Below are 18,929 nucleotides of genomic sequence, written 5' to 3'. Positions count from 1 at the left end.
TTAAGGAAATAACGATACGTAGTTTCGTTAGAGTTTTCATAGATCTGTCTACACATCGTGGCCGCTCATCCATAGGTGCTGATGAGAGGTTTTGCTTAACGTAAGTGGATCGATTGAACCTCTCAATATAGAGCTTTCAATGAAAAAGCGGCCCACGAGGGGCCACTTCATCAGCATAACCTTTACTTCGCATATTCAACCGCTCTCGTCTCACGAATAACCGTAACCTTGATGTGACCCGGATAATCCAGCTCACTCTCAATCTTCTTCGTAATGTCACGCGCCAGACGGAACGCTTCAGCATCATCGATTTTCTCAGGCTGTACCATAACGCGAACCTCGCGACCTGCCTGAATTGCGAATGACTTCTCCACACCTTCGAATGATTCCGAAATCTCTTCCAGCTTCTCCAAACGACGGATATAGGTTTCCAACGTTTCACGCCGAGCGCCAGGTCTAGCTGCCGACAATGCATCAGCCGCACCAACCAGCATAGCGATAACCGAAGTAGCTTCACAATCTCCGTGGTGGGAAGCGATGCTATTGATAACAACCGGATGTTCCTTGTATTTCTTCGCCAGTTCCACGCCGATTTCGACATGAGATCCTTCCACTTCATGATCCAGCGCTTTCCCGATGTCATGCAACAGTCCGGCACGTTTGGCAAGCGCAATATCCTCGCCCAACTCGGCGGCCATAAGTCCGGCCAAGTAAGCTACTTCCATCGAGTGCTTCAGCACGTTCTGACCATAGCTTGTCCGGAACTTGAGACGACCCAAAATCTTGATTAAATCCGGGTGCAGCGCGTGAACACCAACCTCAAATGTCGCTTGTTCACCGTATTCACGAATTCTTTCGTCCACTTCACGACGTGATTTCTCAACCATCTCTTCGATCCGTGCTGGGTGAATTCGTCCGTCAGCTACCAGTTTCTCCAGCGCTGTGCGGGCGATTTCACGACGGATTGGATCAAAACCTGACAGGATAACCGCTTCCGGCGTGTCATCGATAATCAAGTCAATACCAGTCAACGTTTCCAGTGCTCTGATGTTGCGGCCTTCACGCCCGATAATCCGGCCCTTCATCTCTTCATTCGGAAGAGCAACTACCGAGACGGTCGTCTCAGCAACGTGATCAGCGGCACACCGCTGAATAGCTAGTGTAATAATTTCACGCGATTTCTTATCGGCTTCTTCCTTCGCCTGCAACTCAATGTCTTTAATCATTTGAGCCGTTTCATGGCGAACCTCCTGCTCGACATTATTAAGAATGATCGTGCGGGCGTCCTCCATGCTCAAATTGGAAATACGCTCAAGTTCCTGAACCTGACTCTTATAGAGCAGATCGATCTGTTGCTGGGTTTCTTCAATTCTCTTCTCTTTGCCAGCTACTTGTTCTTCTTTACGTTCCAGTGATTCAATTTTTTTATCCAGCGACTCTTCTTTTTGCAACAATCGTCTTTCTTGTCGTTGAATTTCATTCCGACGTTCACGAATGTCTTTGTCAGCTTCGGTTCTCAGTTTATGAATTTCGTCTTTCGCTTCAAGAACCGTTTCCTTTTTCAGTGCTTCTGCGTCTTTTTTTGCACTTTCCAAAATTTGACTTGCTGCATGTTCCGCACTGGAAATTTTAGCCTCTGCAAGAGATTTGCGAATAAAATATCCGATCCCGAACCCAAAGAATAAAGCGGCGACGGCAACGAGAATGATCCAGATTACTGTGTCCATCTGTTCACCTCCCCGCTGTTTCCTCCAAGGCATTCCCTGGGATGCTTGTTAGTTTTCAGTTTTCATTCATCATCATACAAAGAATCGATTTCTTGCCGATTCAGACAGGCTATCACGCCAAATCAGCATGAATATTCCGTTAAAATGCCGGAATCTTGGCCCCATGATTGCGAATAGAATCTAGTTAGATCCATCATTTGGAAGGAATAAGGATCCACATGATATAGATTCATGACCATTTTATTATTTAATGAAAGAAATTGTCAAGCAAAGGACATGATTGTACAATCTGTGTCCCTCTATATCGCTATGAATTTATAATTCTTCCCACTCATCCCTGTCTTCTATACCATCTTTTTGAATCAGCTCACGGAGTACCTTGCCAGCGAGCTGGCCGGAGAAGCCCCTCCGCATTAAAAATGCGCCTATCTTGCGCTTCTTGTCCGCCGTCTCTCCGGACGTAGTCCGCCATTTACGCTGCGCGAGCTGCATGGCGCTGTCATACTCCTCGTCTTCGCTGACCTGCCCTAGCGCCTCTTCAATCAAAGGCTTGGAAATGCCCTTCTGACGCAGTTCATATCTGATCCATGCCTTACCCTTCCCGCGGCTGCGAAGACGTTGTCCTGCCCATTCCTGAGCGTATGCGGCGTCATTGATCCAACGCTCTTGGATCAACCGTTCGATTACTTCACCAATCGTCTCCTCGCTCCATCCCTTCTCTTTAAGTCGAGTAGCGATTTCAAAAGAAGTTCGCGGTTTGCGGCTAAGATATTTCAAGGCTTCTCCATATCCCCGCTGCCGTTCATCGGCAATTACGATCTCTTCCAATTCAAGTTTGGTAAATACAGCGCCCTTCATCATGCGATACTTGACCATCACATCTTCATGCACTTCCACCTGGAAAGTACCGAAGTAAATACGGTATCGGAATTTTGGCGATTTCAGCAGCTGCACCGATGTAATGGTCAGCTCTTTATCCTCAGGGAAAGCAGACAGATCATTTCCCTCTGCTGCCGCTGGGCTTGCTGCTTTTTCCGATTCTTCATTCTTATATGAAAGGCGATTCTCCCATGAGCCAGGATCAGAAATGTCGATGATTTCGTCCTTCTCATTATCCTTGCCCGCTCCTGTATACGGTTTGGATCTAGACTTCCCAAATCGTTGCTCCACCAGGTTTACGCTCCTTTATTAGACAAGAGCGCCCTGTCCGAACCAGTGTTTACTGGCGGCAGAGCGCTCCATATCATTCTTACTCTTCTTCGAAAAGTGCCTGCTCTTCCTTAGCTTCTTCTTCCTGCTCGCTTGAAGACGATGGCGCAACTGAAGTCGTCAGGTTGCTGTTCTCGCGAATCTTCTGCTCAATCGTATTTGCAATTTCCGGATGCTCCTTCAAATACTGCTTCGCATTCTCACGTCCCTGACCGAGACGCTCGCCAGCAAAGGAATACCAAGCGCCGCTCTTATCCACAATATCCTGCTCAACGCCGATATCGATAATGCTGCCTTCCTTGGAGATCCCTTCACCATACATAATATCAATCTCTGCCTGTTTGAACGGCGGAGCTACCTTATTCTTTACAACTTTAATCCGGGTCCGGTTACCGACCATGTCATTACCCATCTTGATCGTCTCTACCCGGCGAACATCAAGGCGAACCGTCGAATAGAACTTGAGTGCTCGTCCACCTGGAGTGGTCTCCGGATTACCGAACATTACGCCCACCTTCTCACGAAGCTGGTTGATAAAGATGGCAATCGTCTTGGATTTACTGATCGCCCCGGACAGTTTACGAAGTGCCTGGGACATCAGACGAGCTTGCAAGCCGACATGAGAATCGCCCATCTCGCCTTCGATTTCAGCCTTAGGTACCAAGGCTGCTACGGAGTCTATAACAATGATATCTACTGCGCCGCTGCGAACAAGCGCTTCGGCGATTTCCAACGCCTGCTCGCCTGTGTCCGGCTGAGACAACAGCAACTCATCAATATTTACACCTAGCTTACTTGCATAGGAAGGGTCAAGCGCGTGCTCGGCATCGATAAATGCAGCTTGTCCACCAACCTTTTGAACTTCCGCGATTGCATGCAAGGCTACGGTAGTCTTACCGGATGATTCCGGTCCGTATACTTCAATAATTCTCCCCCGAGGCAATCCCCCGGTTCCAAGCGCGATATCCAATGCTATCGATCCGCTGGGTACAATTTCCACCTGCATATGGGTGGATTCTCCCAACTTCATGATCGAACCTTTTCCGAATTGTTTTTCTATTTGACGAAGCGCCATTTCCAGCGCAGCACGGCGGTCTGACAATCAGCTCACATCCTTCTCAATGATTAGAAATTTACACAAATTTGATTGATGACAAATTAGTTAAATAAGAAAATCAATTTCTTTTATACAACAATTGTACCTTGTTTTGAAACGTTTGCCAAGCATTTTTTCGAACATACATTCGTAGTCTCAACCCACCCAAACCCTCCCTTACCGTAAGGGAGGGCTCCAAAGGGCCTGCCGCCCTCTGGACTCCTGCAAACTGAACTAACGGGTGGATGGGGAACAGGCGCTCCTTAGCCGCTCTCCCCAATGGGGAGAGCTCTACTTTGGCACGTGGCACGCTTTTCCCCCTTCGGGCACGTCCTACTTTTGGATCTCCTTGGTTACCTGGGCTGGGGAGTTCTGCTGCTTTCGAGGCACCCGGGTATACGGTCTCCAATCAACGCTTTCCTCCCTTCGGGCACGCTTTACTTTTTGTGCTCCTGCCCTTGGTGCTATGTTGGAGTTCTAATGGCGCTCTCCCTGCGGGATTCGCTCTACTTCGGGCGGCGCGCGGCACTTCCATTGTGACGTCCGTGGCTTCGTCCGCCTCACTTCCTTAATACACTTATGGTGCTACTTCGAGAACTTGATCGGCGCTCTCCCTGCGGGATTCGCTCTACTTCGTGCGGTATACGATAGTCCGGGATATTATATTACATATCAATTGCTGCATCAGCCCTGTCTTTAGATCACCTTTGGTTCTCCATTGGTTCCAGCAGCGATCAAAGCCTCCTCTCTTCTCTCTCCATACTTCATCACGCAATTACGCAAAAAAGAACCGCAGCAGCAACTTGAAGCAAGTTGGGCTACGGTTCTTCCGTAATTCGATTATATCCAATATTTAGGAGTCCGGCAATGGTTATTTGCCAGCTTGGTTCTCATTCCGTTTAAGCTGCTTCCAGAGATGGTAAAGAACAGCCTTGGTGGAGCGCAGACGGATCGTGTTGCGGTTCCCCTTCAGATGCAGTTCGTGCACCTCGGTATCGCCATTACGGCGAGACATCGCGATATAGACCAGCCCCACCGGCTTGCGCTCGGAATAGGCAGGTCCAGCTACGCCGGTAACGGCGAGGCCAAAATCGGTATCCACGATCATCCGCACCTGTTCAGCCAGCACCTTCGCTGTCTCAGCGCTGACGGCTCCGGGCGCGTTCTCGCCCTCCAGCAGATCATGCGGTACGTTGAGCAGCTTCTCCTTCATGGCATTGGAATAGCACACGATTCCGCCGAGGAAAACGGTGGCGCTGCCAGGGATCGTCGTGATTGTCTGCATCAGCATGCCACCGGTACAGCTCTCCGCACAACTGACTGTAAGTCCCTGCTCCGTCATCATATCGACGATGGTCTTCTCGATCGGCACATCCTCATTCGCATAGAAATGCTCCGGCAGGCGAGAAGCGATCTGCTTCTCCATCACGTCCAGCTTGCCCTCGGCGGCGCTCTGGCTGTCCGCCTTTGTCGAGATGCGGATCGTTACCTCGCTCTCCTTGGCATAAGGAGCTATTGTAGGATCGGTTTGACTTTCAATCAGATCAAGCAGCTTGGTCTCTAAAGCCGATTCACCGATACCGGCGAATTTAAGCATTCGCGAATAGATTGGAGATTCATTCGTCAGCACATGCTGCATCATCCAGGGCTTAGCCTGTTGCTCGAACATCGGCTTCATCTCGCTAGGCGGTCCGGGCAGCAAAATATAAAATTTCCCGCCCTCAGCGAGAGCATTTCCTACAGCAAGACCTGTTTCATTGGCCAGCGGGGTTGCCCCGTCTATAGACAGCGCCTGCCTACGATTATTTTCCGTCATCGGCACGTCGCGATCCTTGAAGAACCGCTCTATATTATCCATGGCCATCCGGTCGATATGTAAGGATCTGTCCAGCACCTCGCCCACTACATCTTTCGTTAGATCATCCTGAGTGGGACCGAGCCCCCCAGTAAAGATCAATACGTCCGCCCGTCCTGCGGCCAGCTCGATCGCTTGCTTGAGCCGGGATGTATTATCGCCCACTACGGTCTGGAAGTAGACATCAATCCCTAGCGAAGCCAGCTCCTGAGACAAATATTGGGCGTTGGAATTGACGATTTGCCCCAGCAGCAGTTCCGTTCCTACGGCAATAATTTCCGCTTTCATTCAAGTCATTTCTCCCTTTTAGAGATTGTTCAAAAAGTACTTGAACACATAGCTATAATTAAGCTACCTTCTCGAAGTTGTCTCTTTCTCCAATTGGATAAGAGGTATTATAACCCCCAGCAAAAGTTCCATTAGCGATTACATTTTTGAAAAGTTCAGCACATGCTTGTTCTTGACGAAGTAATCAATCCCGGAATACACCGTAATGATCGTCGCAAGCCAAATCATAATGTCCGCAAATGGAAATCCGATCCATTCGAACGGGAAATTGTTAAGCAGCAAAGCCGAGATGGCAATAATCTGCGTAATCGTCTTCGCTTTTCCCCAATTGCTGGCAGCAATCACCGAGCCTTCCAGCAAGGCGATCTCACGCAAACCCGTAACTGCAAACTCACGACTGATAATGATGACGACCACCCATCCGTTCACCTTATCGAGGGCTACGAGCGATATTAGCGCAGCCGCTACAAGCAGCTTATCAGCAAGGGGATCAAGCAGCTTGCCAAGATTAGTGACAAGATTGCGTTTACGGGCAATATGTCCATCGATGCCATCTGTGCTCGCGGCAATAATGAACAGAATAGCTGCAATCAGATGATTCACAGACAGTGAGTAACTCCCCAGAATCAATTCATGAGACCACCACTCAAAATCAAACAGCAAGAACACCAACATCAGCGGGATCATGAAAATACGCGCTAAAGTGATACGATTGGGCAGATTCAAAGTACACCCTCCCCGGACATATCATATTCATAGGCATGAGTAATTCGTACTGGAATAATCTCACCAATTTCAACTTTGCAATTCGAGACATAGACATCTCCGTCAATTTCCGGTGCATCATACTGCGAACGGCCGACAAACACATCGCTGCGACCATCATAGCTTTCGATCAATACCTCCAGCACCTGTCCAACATATTTTCCGTTGTTCTCATTGGACACCTGCCGCTGAATTTCCATAAGCGTATTCGCCCGCCACTCCTTAACTTCCTCGTCGATTTGGTTTGGCAGACGCGAAGCAGGGGTATCGTCCTCCTTGGAGTATGTAAAGACGCCCAGGCGATCAAATTTAACCTCTCTAACAAAATCGCATAACCGTTCAAAGTCCTCTTCCGTCTCTCCTGGGAAACCTACGATCAATGAAGTACGCAGCGCCACACCCGGGATCCGCGAGCGGATCTTGGCGATAAGCTCACGTATATCACGATTTCGGCCCGGTCTCCTCATACGCTTTAACACCGCATCCTCACTATGCTGCAGTGGCATGTCGATATATTTGCAGACCTTCGGATTAGAGGCCATCGTCTCGATCAGTTCGTCTGTGAAGAAGCCCGGATAAGCGTAGTGCAGTCTGACCCACTCGATACCTGGCACCTCACTGGCCTTGTTGATCAGCTCTGCCAGCTTATACTCTCCATCGTACAGATCAGTTCCGTAATTCGTTGTATCTTGGGCGATCAAGCTGATCTCCTTCACACCTTGAGCCGCAAGCCCGGTCACTTCCGCAACAATGGACTCCATAGAGCGACTGCGGAATGCCCCCCGCATAATAGGAATGCTGCAGAAGGTACAGTTATTGTCGCAGCCTTCCGCGATCTTCACATAGGTTGTATATTTCTCCGTCGATAACTTGCGAGGCAAGATCTCCTCGTAGTTAAATACAGGATTCCCGACAAATGCCGGTTTCTTACCTCCTAACGCTTCATCGACGATCTGATTAATGTTATAGAAGTCGCCGGTACCAACGATCCCATCAATCTCCGGCATTTCTTCCATCAGTGCCTGTTTATAACGCTGCGTTAAGCAGCCCGATACGATAAGCGCCTTCAGCTTACCTGTCTCTTTGAGCTCGGCCAAATCAAGAATCGTATTTACGGACTCCTCTTTGGCGGCATCAATAAATCCGCAAGTATTTACGATAATAACGGTTGCGTCCTCTGCCTGCTCTACAAGTGAATATCCGCGCTGATCAATCAGACCGGACATAATCTCGGAGTCAACCATATTTTTCTCGCAGCCTAATGTAACGATCTTCACCTTTTCAGTCATCATGCTATGAGCCCCTCCATTTTACAACCATAATACCCTGTATAAGTATAATATTTCGTGAATACCGCTGTCAAAAACATGAAAAAGTCTCACGTCGCGGCTTGGCCGCTACGAGAGACCGCATGTCATGAACTATCGAAGACACAATCATAATTCTGCTTACTTCATATTCGTAAACTGTAGATCGACAGTAAGATCCGCTTTGCGAAGCATTTGGATTACTTGCTGCAAATCATCTCTGCTCTTGCCGGTTACGCGAATTTGATCCCCCTGGATCTGGCTCTTCACCTTCAGCTTCGAGTCGCGGATCAGGACATTAATCTTCTTCGCATTTTCCTGATCGATCCCTTGCTTCAACTTGATCCGTTGACGAACGGTGCCCAGGGAGGCCGGCTCGACCTTGCCATAATCCAGATTCTTGATCGGCAGACCGCGCTTGATCATCTTCGACTGCAGAATATCTATGACTGCACCAAGCTTGTACTCATCATCGGAAATAACGACCAGTACATCCTTCTCTACCTTAAGTTCACTTTTGCTGCCCTTGAAGTCAAACCGGTTCGCAATTTCACGCTCCGTTTGGTCAATGGCATTGGATAGTTCCTGCATGTCCATTTTGGAGACAATATCAAAAGAGCTTTCTGAAGCCATCTTTCACATTCCTTTCTCTATAAGGGTGCTCAGGCAAAATTACCAATGAACACACTATAATCCTATGTCTCCTAATTATATGTAATAAATTTAGCAAAGTCGAGTATTAAGCCCCTTCATAATAAAAAAACAGGTGTGACTGAACCCTCTGCTCAGCCTACACCTGTTATATTTTATTATTGACCCGTTACCGTTCCGTCAGTACTGGCATTGGAACTATTAGTGCCTGTATTTGCACTATTTGAATCCGAAGAAGTATCCACGGTACCCAGGTTCAATTGAATTTTCGAAGTATTCTTGCCGTCATCAACGACCTGTCCTCCAACGGTAATCGTCGTATTCGGAGAGGCTCCGGACTTGATAAACATCCCTTCCTCGCCAAGATCAAAGTTCAGCACTTCACCATCTTGCATCGTCTGATAGTAAAGCTTCTCGCCGCGCTTATCGCCCTTGCGCACTTCAACCCAGCTGCTGCCCTTCGCTGTAATGACGATTTTCACCGGTTCACTGCCTACAGGTTGTACCTTGAACTTCGTCGTACTTCCTTCCTTGCCGTCAGGAGCTACGACAACTTCTTTGTTAGCCGTATTATCCGTATTCGTATCATCAGGCCCCGTTGTATTTGTATCCGTTGCATTTCCATCACCAGGAGTTCCCGTCTGATCATCCGTACCGGCATTCGTATTTGTCGCGCCATCTTGATCAGTTCCTGTATTGGAATTCGGCTTTGTATTATTTTGCGGATTTTCCGAATTGTTAGTAATCGCTGTTGGATCAGGCTCTTTGGTCTTTGCCTCATTCGACTGACTCCATACGGTGAAATATAAATAAATGACGATCACAATCAGCGCAAAGAAAGACCACATCAAAGCAGTCGTAAGCCACTTCGAATTGCGTTCAGTGGTCTGTCTGCTGCGACGCTTCTGAAGCACAGGTTCCATGGTTGTGTCCGGTACCGCTTCCGGCACATTCTGTTTATGTTCGGCCAGAAGTTCATCCGCGTTAATCCCTACTGCTTCCGCATATGTTTTGATAAATGCCCGGACATAAAAACTCCCCGGTAAAACCTTATAGTCTCCCGCCTCGATGGCTTCCAAGTATCGCTTGCGTATCTTTGTTATTTCCTGAACGTCATCCAATGATAGGCCCATAGATAGACGAGCTTCTTTTAACTGTTGTCCCAAATCCGACACGACCATCACCTCCTGATATTATTTATACTCCCTCTTCTATCACACCAATTGACATAACACTGTCAATACAAGAGCTTCATTTAATCTAAAGTTTAATCCTCCGGATATTGCGTAGCAAACGTATCTTTAACGATTTTCTCTTCCGGATTGTTACGTAATTCGATAATAATGTCAAAATCGTCATAACTATAATCCGTATGCTCTATAAATACATCCGGGTGCTCAATCACCTTCGTGGAAGGCATCTCCATAATTTGTTTGATCAGCTGATTATGCTTCTCATTGGATCGCATCGTGCTCATAATTCCATCTATAATAAATACATGCTGTGGATTATTTTCCTCTTCAGAGAGCTGTGTTCGTATCGTCTGCCGCAGCAGTGTGGAAGATACGAACGTCCAGCGCTTCATTGCGCAGACGCTTCCGGCAATGATGGATTCCGTCTTGCCTACACGGGGCATTCCTTTGAGACCAATCATTTGATGGCCATCCTTCTTAAGCACTTCACCTAGAAAGTCCACCAAAAGACCTAATTCATCACGGCTAAAACGAAATGTCTTCAAATCGTCTGAGTCCCGCTCAATATACCGACCATGTCGAACCGCTAACAAATCAACCAGTCGAGGGCTGCGGAGCGCAGTTACGGTTATACTGTCCACTTTGGCCAGCATTTTTCCAATCTGCTCAATCTTCTCATCTTCATCGCTTTCCAGCAGCAGTCCGCGCGTATCTCCTTCTACCCCGTTAATGGTCAAAATATTGACTTCCAGCATACCGAGCATCGATGCAATATCACCTAACAAGCCCGGGCGGTTCTTATGTATTCTATACTCCAAATACCACTGTCTTTGACCCATCAAACATACACCTTCTTATATTCCTTACAGACTACTCTTTTTCGACAAAATCATCCAAATGTCCTGCCTTTCGAACATAAATGGATACTTTCTCGCCGAAACGTATAAAACAATACGTGTCTAATAATAAAGAAAAAATTTTTGAAAGGCAAGTAGTTGTAAAAAATGGGAGAAAAGCCCCCAGATTTCGGGAGCTTTCCAGGCAAGTCTATGCGTTTTTCTTCGCCAATTTAACCATCAGACGAGCGATTGCCTTGCGCTCCGATTCATCCCCGACATCCCACAGTTCTTTCAGAGTACGGTTGGAATCATTTTGCGGATCAACCTTGTCCTCCAGAAATCCCCCAATCTCATAAGCAAGATTGGCGATGGCTTCCCCGCTAAAACCTGCGTTCTCCGCATGTTTTACGCGCTCACCCAGGAACTTCTTCCATGTATCAAAATTTTTGAGTACTGTTGACAAAATTAACTCCTCCTCAATGTCGGTAAATTATAATCAACAGTCGTAATATTCGTTATTCCCTGCTCATTTATTCACGAGACAGCACAGCCTAAATCAGGTAATCCAGCCCCCGTTCGGGCTAATGATCTGACCTGTAATATAGCTGGACTCCGGCAAAGCCAAAAAATAAACCAGAGAGGATATCTCCTCCGGTGCGGCGAGCCTGCCCACCGGAATATCCTCCTCCAATTGTTTCAGTTCTTCGGCATCGAAGCGGTCCATCATATCCGTCTTCACAGCCCCCGGAGCGACCGCATTTACGGTTACGCCGGAAGGGGCTGCTTCCTTGGCCAGCGCTTTCGTAAAGGCGTTAACGCCGCCTTTGGCGGCGGAATAGACAACCTCGCAAGAGCCGCCGGAGATGCCCCAGACGGAGGACACATTAATGATCCGCCCGAAACGCTGCGATATCATGTAGGGCAAAAAAGCCTGACTCAGCAGAAAGACACTCTTCAAGTTAACATCCATAATCTCGTCCCATTTAGCCTCCTCGACATCCGTCAGCAGTCCGTAATGGGAAATTCCCGCATTATTCACAAGAATATCCGGATGCAATCCGTAGCCCGCCAGCCTCTCCTTCATCCGTTCAATCTCCGTCTTGCTCCGCAAATCTGCAGAGATGGTATGTACCTTCGCCCCCATCTCCATGCATTGTCTGGCTACTTCATTCGCTCTTTCATGCGAATTCAAATAGTGAATCACTACATTCATCCCCACCGACGCGAATCGGAGCGCAATTTGCGCTCCAATCCCTCGGCTGGCTCCCGTAACGAGAACCGTCATATCCCCGATGCTTTTCTCGCTCCCATGTTGTATTGTCATATTACGGACTCACCACTAGTGATACAGCTAATTGATTCCAGTCAATATGCTCGCGCAGACGTTCGTTTACATCCTCCAGTGTCAAGGTTTCATAAATCGGCAGTACCTTGAACAGGTCCCCGCCCCGGAAGTTATATCTGGTAAATTCATGGGCGATATTCTCCGGATAGTTCAGCATCCGCAGATAACCACCGATCTTCTTGTTCTTGGCCCGTACAAAATCCTCCGCCCGGAATCCGCTGGCCTTGACAGCCTCGATCTCGCTCTTGATGACTTCCAGCAATTGATCCGGGTCTTTGGTATCCCCGCCAATCGCCGAGAAACAGTAATGCGGATTACTGTTATATTCATAAGAGAAGCCGTCCGATATCAAATCCATATCATAGAGCTTCTGGTAAAGCTTCGTGCTTGAGCCAAGCAGCAGATCCATCGCCAGCTTTGTCGTTAAATCCCGGCGTAACAGTTCTTCTCCAGAAACCCCCAGTTGCGTCTCTTTGAAGCCAAACAGACATTTTGGCAGCGAAACCGGCAGCTTGGAAACTTTACGAGCCTGGTGTACAGCAGTGGGCTCTTGGTCAAACAAACGTTCAATCGCACCCTGCGGCTTGTAATCCTTGGCCGCCTGATTGTCCCGAATCATTCGGAATACTTCTTCAGGATCCACCCCGCCCACGACAAACAGCAGCATGTTGCTTGGATGGTAGAAGGCATTATAACAAGTGTATAACGTCTCCTTCGTAATCGTGGCGATTGATTCCACCGTTCCGGCAATATCGATGCGAACTGGATGCACCGCATACATCGCTTCAATTAAGCCGAAATACACTCTCCAATCCGGATTATCTCCATACATACCGATTTCCTGGCCGATAATTCCCTTTTCCTTCTCCACATTCTGATCCGTGAAATAAGGATGCTGCACAAAGTTCACAAGAGTTTCCAGATTGGCCATAATATTTTCCGTAGCCGAGAACAGGTATACCGTCTGATCAAAGCTGGTAAAGGCGTTAGCCGAAGCCCCTTGCATAGCGAATTTGGTGAAGATATCGCCCTCTGGCTCCTCGAACATTTTATGCTCAAGAAAATGGGCTATGCCATCCGGCACTGATATTTCCGATTCGCCTTCTACCCTGAAATGATTATCGATCGAACCGTACTTTGTGGAAAAAGTAGCGTAAGTCTTTTGGAATCCGGGCTTGGGAAGTACATAAACCTGCAAACCGTTGCTCATCGTCTCGTGATATAAGGTTTCCTGTAATCGATCATAAGTGATAGCTTCCACAGGTTATCCCTCCTTCTGCCCTGTCAAAAAGTATATCGTGTCAAGCCGAACCGTATTCGCTGCTTCAACAACATCGGCAGGCTGCACCTGTTCTACCTCGCTTAGCAATTGCTCTACCGGACGATCCTTGCCGGAAAGTATCCGGTTGAAATCATAAGCGATCATTTCAAACGCCGAGTCCTGCATTTCCAGCAGACTGTTGCGGATCATCGCTTTGGTCTGTGTCATTTCCATCTCACTGATCTCGCCGGCTTGCAGGCTAGCTAATTGGGCCTTGATAATATCTAAAGCTTTTTCATAGTTAGCGATCTCAATGCCGGATTGAATGCCGATCATTCCCTTATGGCCATCAAATCTCGAAGCTGCATAATAAGCCAGACTTTCCTTCTCCCGTACATTTACGAAAAGCTTGGAATGCGGATAACTTCCGAGAATTCCGTTATACAACAATGCAGCAGCATAGCGTTCATCCCCATAGGTGATATCCGTGCGAAGTCCAAGATTTAGCTTGCCCTGGCTTACATCCAGCTTTTCAGTAATTGTTCGTGGTTCGGTATTGGATAGCTTCACTCGCTCCGGCTCATAACCCGGGGAGGCAGAACGATTCAATTGAAAATGATGCGTCACCAGCTCTTCAACCTCAGCCAGCGTCGTATCCCCTACAACATATAGATCAAGGCTTGCGTTCTTCAGCCATTCTTGATAAGCGTTATATAACGATTCAGGTGTATTTTGTTCAAGATCGCTGCGCTCGCCAAGAGGATGCAACCGATAGCTGTCATTGCGGAACATTTCCTCAATACAGCGCTCAGCAGCATAACGCATTTTGTCGTTGATGATCGCCTCAAGCTTCTTGCGCACATTCTCGCGCTCCGAAGCGACATAAGATGGGCGAAAAGCATTTGACTCTGTCACGGGCTTCGTTACGACTTCACCAAGAAATTCAAAGCTCTGCGACAGGAGCGACTGCTCGCTCTGCACAAACGAATCATTTATTGTATCCATCCGAAACTGAACGATCTGATAATTACCCCTTTTGTAGACATCAAAACCGAATCCCGCGCCGTACAAACGCTCTAACTGCTCTCTAAACTGGGTTGTCTCCGGATATGAAGCGGTACCGCGACGAAGTACAAACGGCGTTAGAGCTGTCGCAGTAACCGTCTCTCTGGCCAGAGGAATACCTGCATAGAGCGACACTGCAAACGTCTTGAATCTGGTAGTCGGCATTACATGAATCCGAATTTGACCCACGCTGCCCCGTTCAAAAATCATCTTGTTCAAGACCAAAACTCCTTTACAAAAGACTTAAAATGCAAATCATGCATGTGTAAAAAACAGGCGAAATGAAGATTCGAAGCTAAATCCACCCGCTTAAAAATCAGTGGCCAGATGTGGACCACTTCGAATTTAACAATGAAATTAGTTCCATTCTATACCATTGGAAAGGAAAGAAGCAACCGCCCATCAAGCAAGCGGCTGCTCTTCATTTAGATCTATTTACATACAGAAAATATGCTTTCCAATCGTCTTAACCTGCGGTCTGGTCCAGATCCATTTAGAAGTTGCTGTCTCCGGATTGAAATAATAGAGGCAGCCTCCGGAAGGATCCCAACCATTTAATGCTTGCTGAACCGCCTTCTTGGCAGTCTCGTTCGGCGTCAGCCAGATTTGCCCGTCAGCAACCGCTGTAAAGGCCCCTGGCTGGAAGATAACCCCTGAGACGGTATTCGGAAAGCTTGGCGATTTGACCCGATTCAGAATGACAGCGGCAACCGCAACCTGACCTTCAAACGGCTCTCCGCGTGATTCACCATATACGGCATTCGCCATTATGTTCAAATCATTTTGTGAAAGTCCCATCGCATTGGAAGGCGATAACTCCTCACTTTCCTTCCCTTTCTCCGGTTCCTTCGACGGAGTCTTTGCCGTCTCCTTGCCCGTTCCCTGGCCTGACTCCATACCCGGCTTCCATTCCTTGGTTGCTTTCCATAGCATAAGCTTCGTTTTCGGACCTGCTAGACCATCCACCTTGAGTCCGAACTCGGATTGGAACCACTTTAAGGAATCCCGGGTCTTATCTCCGAATTTACTGTCGATCTTCCCGTAATAAAAACCCAAAAAAGCCAGACGGCCTTGGAGCTCGTATACATCCTGTCCAAATGCACCATAGTTGATAACCTGTTCACTAAATACAGGCACGGCCTGCTTGGGAACCTCTTGATTTGCCTTTACATCGTTGGCCTGGGTAAAATGATATATCCCGAACCCGATGCCAAATAAAAGCAGCACTAAACCGGCGGCATACCATATTTTCGCTTTTATCATTCGTTTAGCTCTACCTTTCTGTTGTGGATTAACATGGATGGTTGACTTTAGTATGACAAGCCCGACCACTTCCTATGCACTCCAAAAAAGGCAGCAACAAATGAGGTTTTGCAGCTATGATATGAGCATAGAGCTGAGGTGGCTTTTTAAAAAAACTGCTCTACGATGAGATTTTATTATTATTCATTTTGAATTGCTCCATTGTAAGCAGCACTTCCCGCGGTTTACTTCCTTCATAGGGACCTACGATCCCCCGCGCTTCCATCGAATCGATTAATCTTGCGGCCCGGGTATAGCCAACGCGCATTCTTCGCTGCAGAAGCGATACCGAAGCCTGCTTCGCCTCAAGGACAATCTGCACCGCCTGATCATACAATTCATCGAGAACCTCTTCCGGCTCTGTCGACTCCTCATCGATTTCCGGAACCAGGCTCTCATCATATTCCGCTTGGCCTTGAGTCCGCACATAAGAGACGATGGTCTCGACCTCCTGATCACTCATAAATGCACCTTGTACGCGGATCGGCTTCGAGGCGCCCATCGGCATATACAGCATATCACCACGGCCAAGCAGCTTCTCAGCACCGGCCATGTCGAGAATCGTACGGGAATCGACCTGTGAGGAGACCCCAAAGGCAATTCGCGACGGAATATTAGCTTTAATCACCCCGGTAATAACGTCAACCGAAGGCCGTTGTGTAGCAATAATCAAATGAATACCCGCGGCCCGCGCCATTTGTGCAAGACGTGCAATGGCATCCTCTACATCATGCGCAGCTACCATCATCAAATCGGCAAGCTCGTCCACAATGACGACGATATAAGGCAGTACAGCCTCGGGATTATCTTGCATCATTTGGTTATAACCTTCAATATTGCGGGCTCCCGATTTGGAGAACAGCTCATAGCGCTTCTCCATCTCAACAACAATCTTCTTCAGCGCCAGTGAAGCGCGGCGTGGATCGGTAACTACCGGAGTCAGCAAATGAGGAATACCGTTATATACATTAAGCTCGACCATTTTCGGGTCAACCATCATAAACTTGACCTCATCCGGTTTGGCTTTGTACAGAATACTTGTGATGATCCCGTTAATACATACCGATTTGCCTGAGCCAGTTGCTCCGGCAACGAGCAAATGCGGCATCTTGGCCAGATTGCCAACGATGGTCTGTCCTGAAATATCGCGACCAAAGGCGATCGTTAATCGAGCCTCCGAATTCATAAAGGTCGGCGTCTCCATAACTTCACGCATCGTGACAAGAGAAACTTCATTATTGGGCACTTCAATGCCAATCGCGGATTTACCAGGTATCGGCGCTTCCATGCGGATATCTTTGGCGGCAAGCGCCAGCGCAATATCGTCAGTCAGATTGACAATCCGGCTAACCTTCACGCCGATATCCGGCTGCACCTCATAACGGGTTACCGCAGGCCCCCTTACCACTTCAAGCACGCGCGCGCGCACCCCGAAGCTCTCCAGCGTAGCTTCAAGCTTGCGAGCAGTTTGCATATAATCTGCCTGATCGCCGGCTTTGCCTGATCCGGCAGGCTTCGAGAGCAAACGGAACGATGGCAATTTATATGGCTTTGGTGCAGGCTTGGGAGGTGCTATCGGCACATCCGTTTCGGTTTCCTGTTCTCCCGAGGAAGCTTCCGCTTCAGGACTGGAGTCTATCTCATCCAAGTCCGCCGCCTCATTCATGAAGCTTTCTTCAGCAAGGGGGCCGGAAGGAATTTGCTCCTCTTCTGGATAAGTCGCCGCATGATCGAAGCCTTCTAAGTCTAGATCTTCCTCCATGGCTTCATCCTCTTCATGCAGACGACTCTCCCGCTGAATATTGTCGAAGAAATCTCGAATGATTGGGCCTCTATCCTCAGCGGCGAGCTCCCCGTTCTGCTGGCCTTCATATTTCAATTCGTTCCAGTTAATGCCTTGGGAAGCGTCTGATTCCAATGGTTCCGTCTGCTGGTCTTCATCTATGTAATCATTCGCGGTCTCAGCTTGGTTTGCAGAAACGCCTTTAAAGCCAAACAACTGGAAAAATACCGGTTTCTTCTTTGGCGTAGACGGCGGTTCCTCATCAGCCAGCATATAACCTGCATCGTCTTCCATGTCCTCTGGCGATACTGCCACCGGCTTCGCCTCCCGCCGATTCCGGTTCTTCACGGGAACAGGGCGCAGCATTCGCACTTTCTCGCCCATCTGTTTGCCCAGCTCCCCCAATCTGCCACGAAGCAGACGAACAATATCCACGTAGGATAAACCGGTAATCAGCATAAAGCTGATCGCCAGCATAACGATCATAATCAGCGTAGCTCCAGCAGGACCAAACAGAGAGTAAAGCAACGCAAATTCAATACCGCCAATATATCCTCCACTGATATTTAAATTCAGCATGCTGAAGCCCGCTTCAATCGCTGTCGGCTGAAATAATGAGGTGCGCAGATCGATATGAATCTGATTCAAAATATTGCCAAAGGTCATCGGAACAACCGGCTCCAGCCTTTGCTGCATCGAAATTAGAGTGCTCATCAGAGCGAGCGCGAGCACAGCAAGAAGGCCCCCGCTGCGTCTAGTCGTCCAGCGGGATGGCCATTTGCGATTGATCATAACGGCTAGTCCAACATAAATACCTATTAAAGGAATCACGAAATAGAACTTGCCCAGCAAAAGAGCCGACATCTTGGACAGTGTTCTCCCCACCGCAGCTTCGCCGGATAGCGCTATTATAGATAGAGTAATCAGGATGATCCCATAAATTTCATATTTTAGTAAATTGCCTATGGCAACAGCCTTTTTCTTCTTCCTTTTTTTTGCCAAAACAGGAACACCCCCCAGATGAATATTATACCATATTCACCCGATAAAACCGCTACCCCTTTCTTTGAGGTCGTTCAAAAAGGCTGCTTTTGATAAGAAAACCGCCCGAGGTAATTCAAGGATGAGCGACCGCGATCCAGAGGTAGGGTTTCTTGCGATATAGAATTTCATCAGCTTCCGCTGATAACGAATAAATTCTATATCTAACACGAAGATTTACCAAGAAGTTACTCGACATCGA

15 protein-coding genes are annotated in these 18,929 nt (G+C 48.0%); all 15 read right to left on the bottom strand.

Annotated features, from left to right (window positions below):
* Window positions 1-182: 182 nt before the first annotated feature.
* The 15 genes from rny to BN1360_RS15545 all read right to left on the bottom strand — a co-directional run bounded on the left by rny (window position 183) and on the right by BN1360_RS15545 (window position 18,688).
* On the bottom strand, window positions 183-1,727 hold the full coding sequence (gene rny / locus BN1360_RS15615) for a ribonuclease Y (RefSeq protein WP_068780784.1): 1,545 nt from the start codon (window positions 1,725-1,727) through the stop codon (window positions 183-185).
* Between the two features lie 315 nt (window positions 1,728-2,042).
* A complete protein-coding gene (locus BN1360_RS15610; RefSeq protein ID WP_082790081.1) occupies window positions 2,043-2,897 on the bottom strand; it encodes a regulatory protein RecX in 855 nt (284 codons plus the stop codon).
* 79 nt (window positions 2,898-2,976) lie between these two features.
* Window positions 2,977-4,038, bottom strand: a complete 1,062-nt coding sequence (recA, locus tag BN1360_RS15605) for a recombinase RecA (RefSeq protein WP_068780783.1) — start codon at window positions 4,036-4,038, stop codon at window positions 2,977-2,979.
* A gap of 865 nt (window positions 4,039-4,903) precedes the next feature.
* Window positions 4,904-6,175: a competence/damage-inducible protein A gene (locus tag BN1360_RS15600; RefSeq protein ID WP_068780781.1), complete on the bottom strand. Its 1,272-nt coding sequence runs from the start codon at window positions 6,173-6,175 to the stop codon at window positions 4,904-4,906.
* A 138-nt stretch (window positions 6,176-6,313) separates the two neighbouring features.
* A complete protein-coding gene (gene pgsA / locus BN1360_RS15595) occupies window positions 6,314-6,901 on the bottom strand; it encodes a CDP-diacylglycerol--glycerol-3-phosphate 3-phosphatidyltransferase (RefSeq protein WP_068780780.1) in 588 nt (195 codons plus the stop codon).
* Window positions 6,898-8,229, bottom strand: coding sequence for a 30S ribosomal protein S12 methylthiotransferase RimO (gene rimO, locus BN1360_RS15590; RefSeq protein WP_068780951.1), 1,332 nt, complete (start codon window positions 8,227-8,229; stop codon window positions 6,898-6,900). Before rimO ends, pgsA begins: the two co-directional genes overlap by 4 nt.
* Window positions 8,230-8,388: 159 nt before the next feature.
* Window positions 8,389-8,880 (bottom strand): YajQ family cyclic di-GMP-binding protein, encoded by a 492-nt coding sequence (locus BN1360_RS15585; protein ID WP_068780779.1) that lies wholly within the window; start codon window positions 8,878-8,880, stop codon window positions 8,389-8,391.
* Between the two features lie 176 nt (window positions 8,881-9,056).
* Window positions 9,057-10,073, bottom strand: coding sequence for a RodZ domain-containing protein (locus BN1360_RS15580; RefSeq protein ID WP_068780778.1), 1,017 nt, complete (start codon window positions 10,071-10,073; stop codon window positions 9,057-9,059).
* A gap of 92 nt (window positions 10,074-10,165) precedes the next feature.
* Window positions 10,166-10,930, bottom strand: a complete 765-nt coding sequence (locus tag BN1360_RS15575) for a DUF3388 domain-containing protein (protein ID WP_068780777.1) — start codon at window positions 10,928-10,930, stop codon at window positions 10,166-10,168.
* 208 nt (window positions 10,931-11,138) lie between these two features.
* Complete coding sequence (locus BN1360_RS15570) at window positions 11,139-11,393, bottom strand: DUF3243 domain-containing protein (protein ID WP_068780776.1); 255 nt, start codon at window positions 11,391-11,393, stop codon at window positions 11,139-11,141.
* A 93-nt stretch (window positions 11,394-11,486) separates the two neighbouring features.
* Complete coding sequence (gene ymfI / locus BN1360_RS15565; protein WP_068780775.1) at window positions 11,487-12,254, bottom strand: elongation factor P 5-aminopentanone reductase; 768 nt, start codon at window positions 12,252-12,254, stop codon at window positions 11,487-11,489.
* A gap of 1 nt (window position 12,255) precedes the next feature.
* Window positions 12,256-13,536, bottom strand: coding sequence for an EF-P 5-aminopentanol modification-associated protein YfmH (gene yfmH / locus BN1360_RS15560; RefSeq protein ID WP_068780774.1), 1,281 nt, complete (start codon window positions 13,534-13,536; stop codon window positions 12,256-12,258).
* Window positions 13,537-13,539: 3 nt separating this feature from the next.
* Window positions 13,540-14,820, bottom strand: coding sequence for an EF-P 5-aminopentanol modification-associated protein YfmF (yfmF, locus tag BN1360_RS15555; RefSeq protein WP_068780773.1), 1,281 nt, complete (start codon window positions 14,818-14,820; stop codon window positions 13,540-13,542).
* Window positions 14,821-15,036: 216 nt separating this feature from the next.
* Window positions 15,037-15,864, bottom strand: a complete 828-nt coding sequence (gene sleB / locus BN1360_RS15550; RefSeq protein WP_068780772.1) for a spore cortex-lytic enzyme — start codon at window positions 15,862-15,864, stop codon at window positions 15,037-15,039.
* A 160-nt stretch (window positions 15,865-16,024) separates the two neighbouring features.
* Window positions 16,025-18,688 (bottom strand): FtsK/SpoIIIE family DNA translocase, encoded by a 2,664-nt coding sequence (locus BN1360_RS15545; RefSeq protein WP_068780771.1) that lies wholly within the window; start codon window positions 18,686-18,688, stop codon window positions 16,025-16,027.
* Between the last annotated feature and the right edge of the window lie 241 nt (window positions 18,689-18,929).

This window comes from Paenibacillus sp. GM2 (assembly GCF_900069005.2).
Taxonomy (GTDB): domain Bacteria; phylum Bacillota; class Bacilli; order Paenibacillales; family Paenibacillaceae; genus Fontibacillus.
The sequence above is the reverse complement of the archived record's forward strand: the minus strand, read 5'-3'. Positions and strand labels throughout refer to the sequence as shown.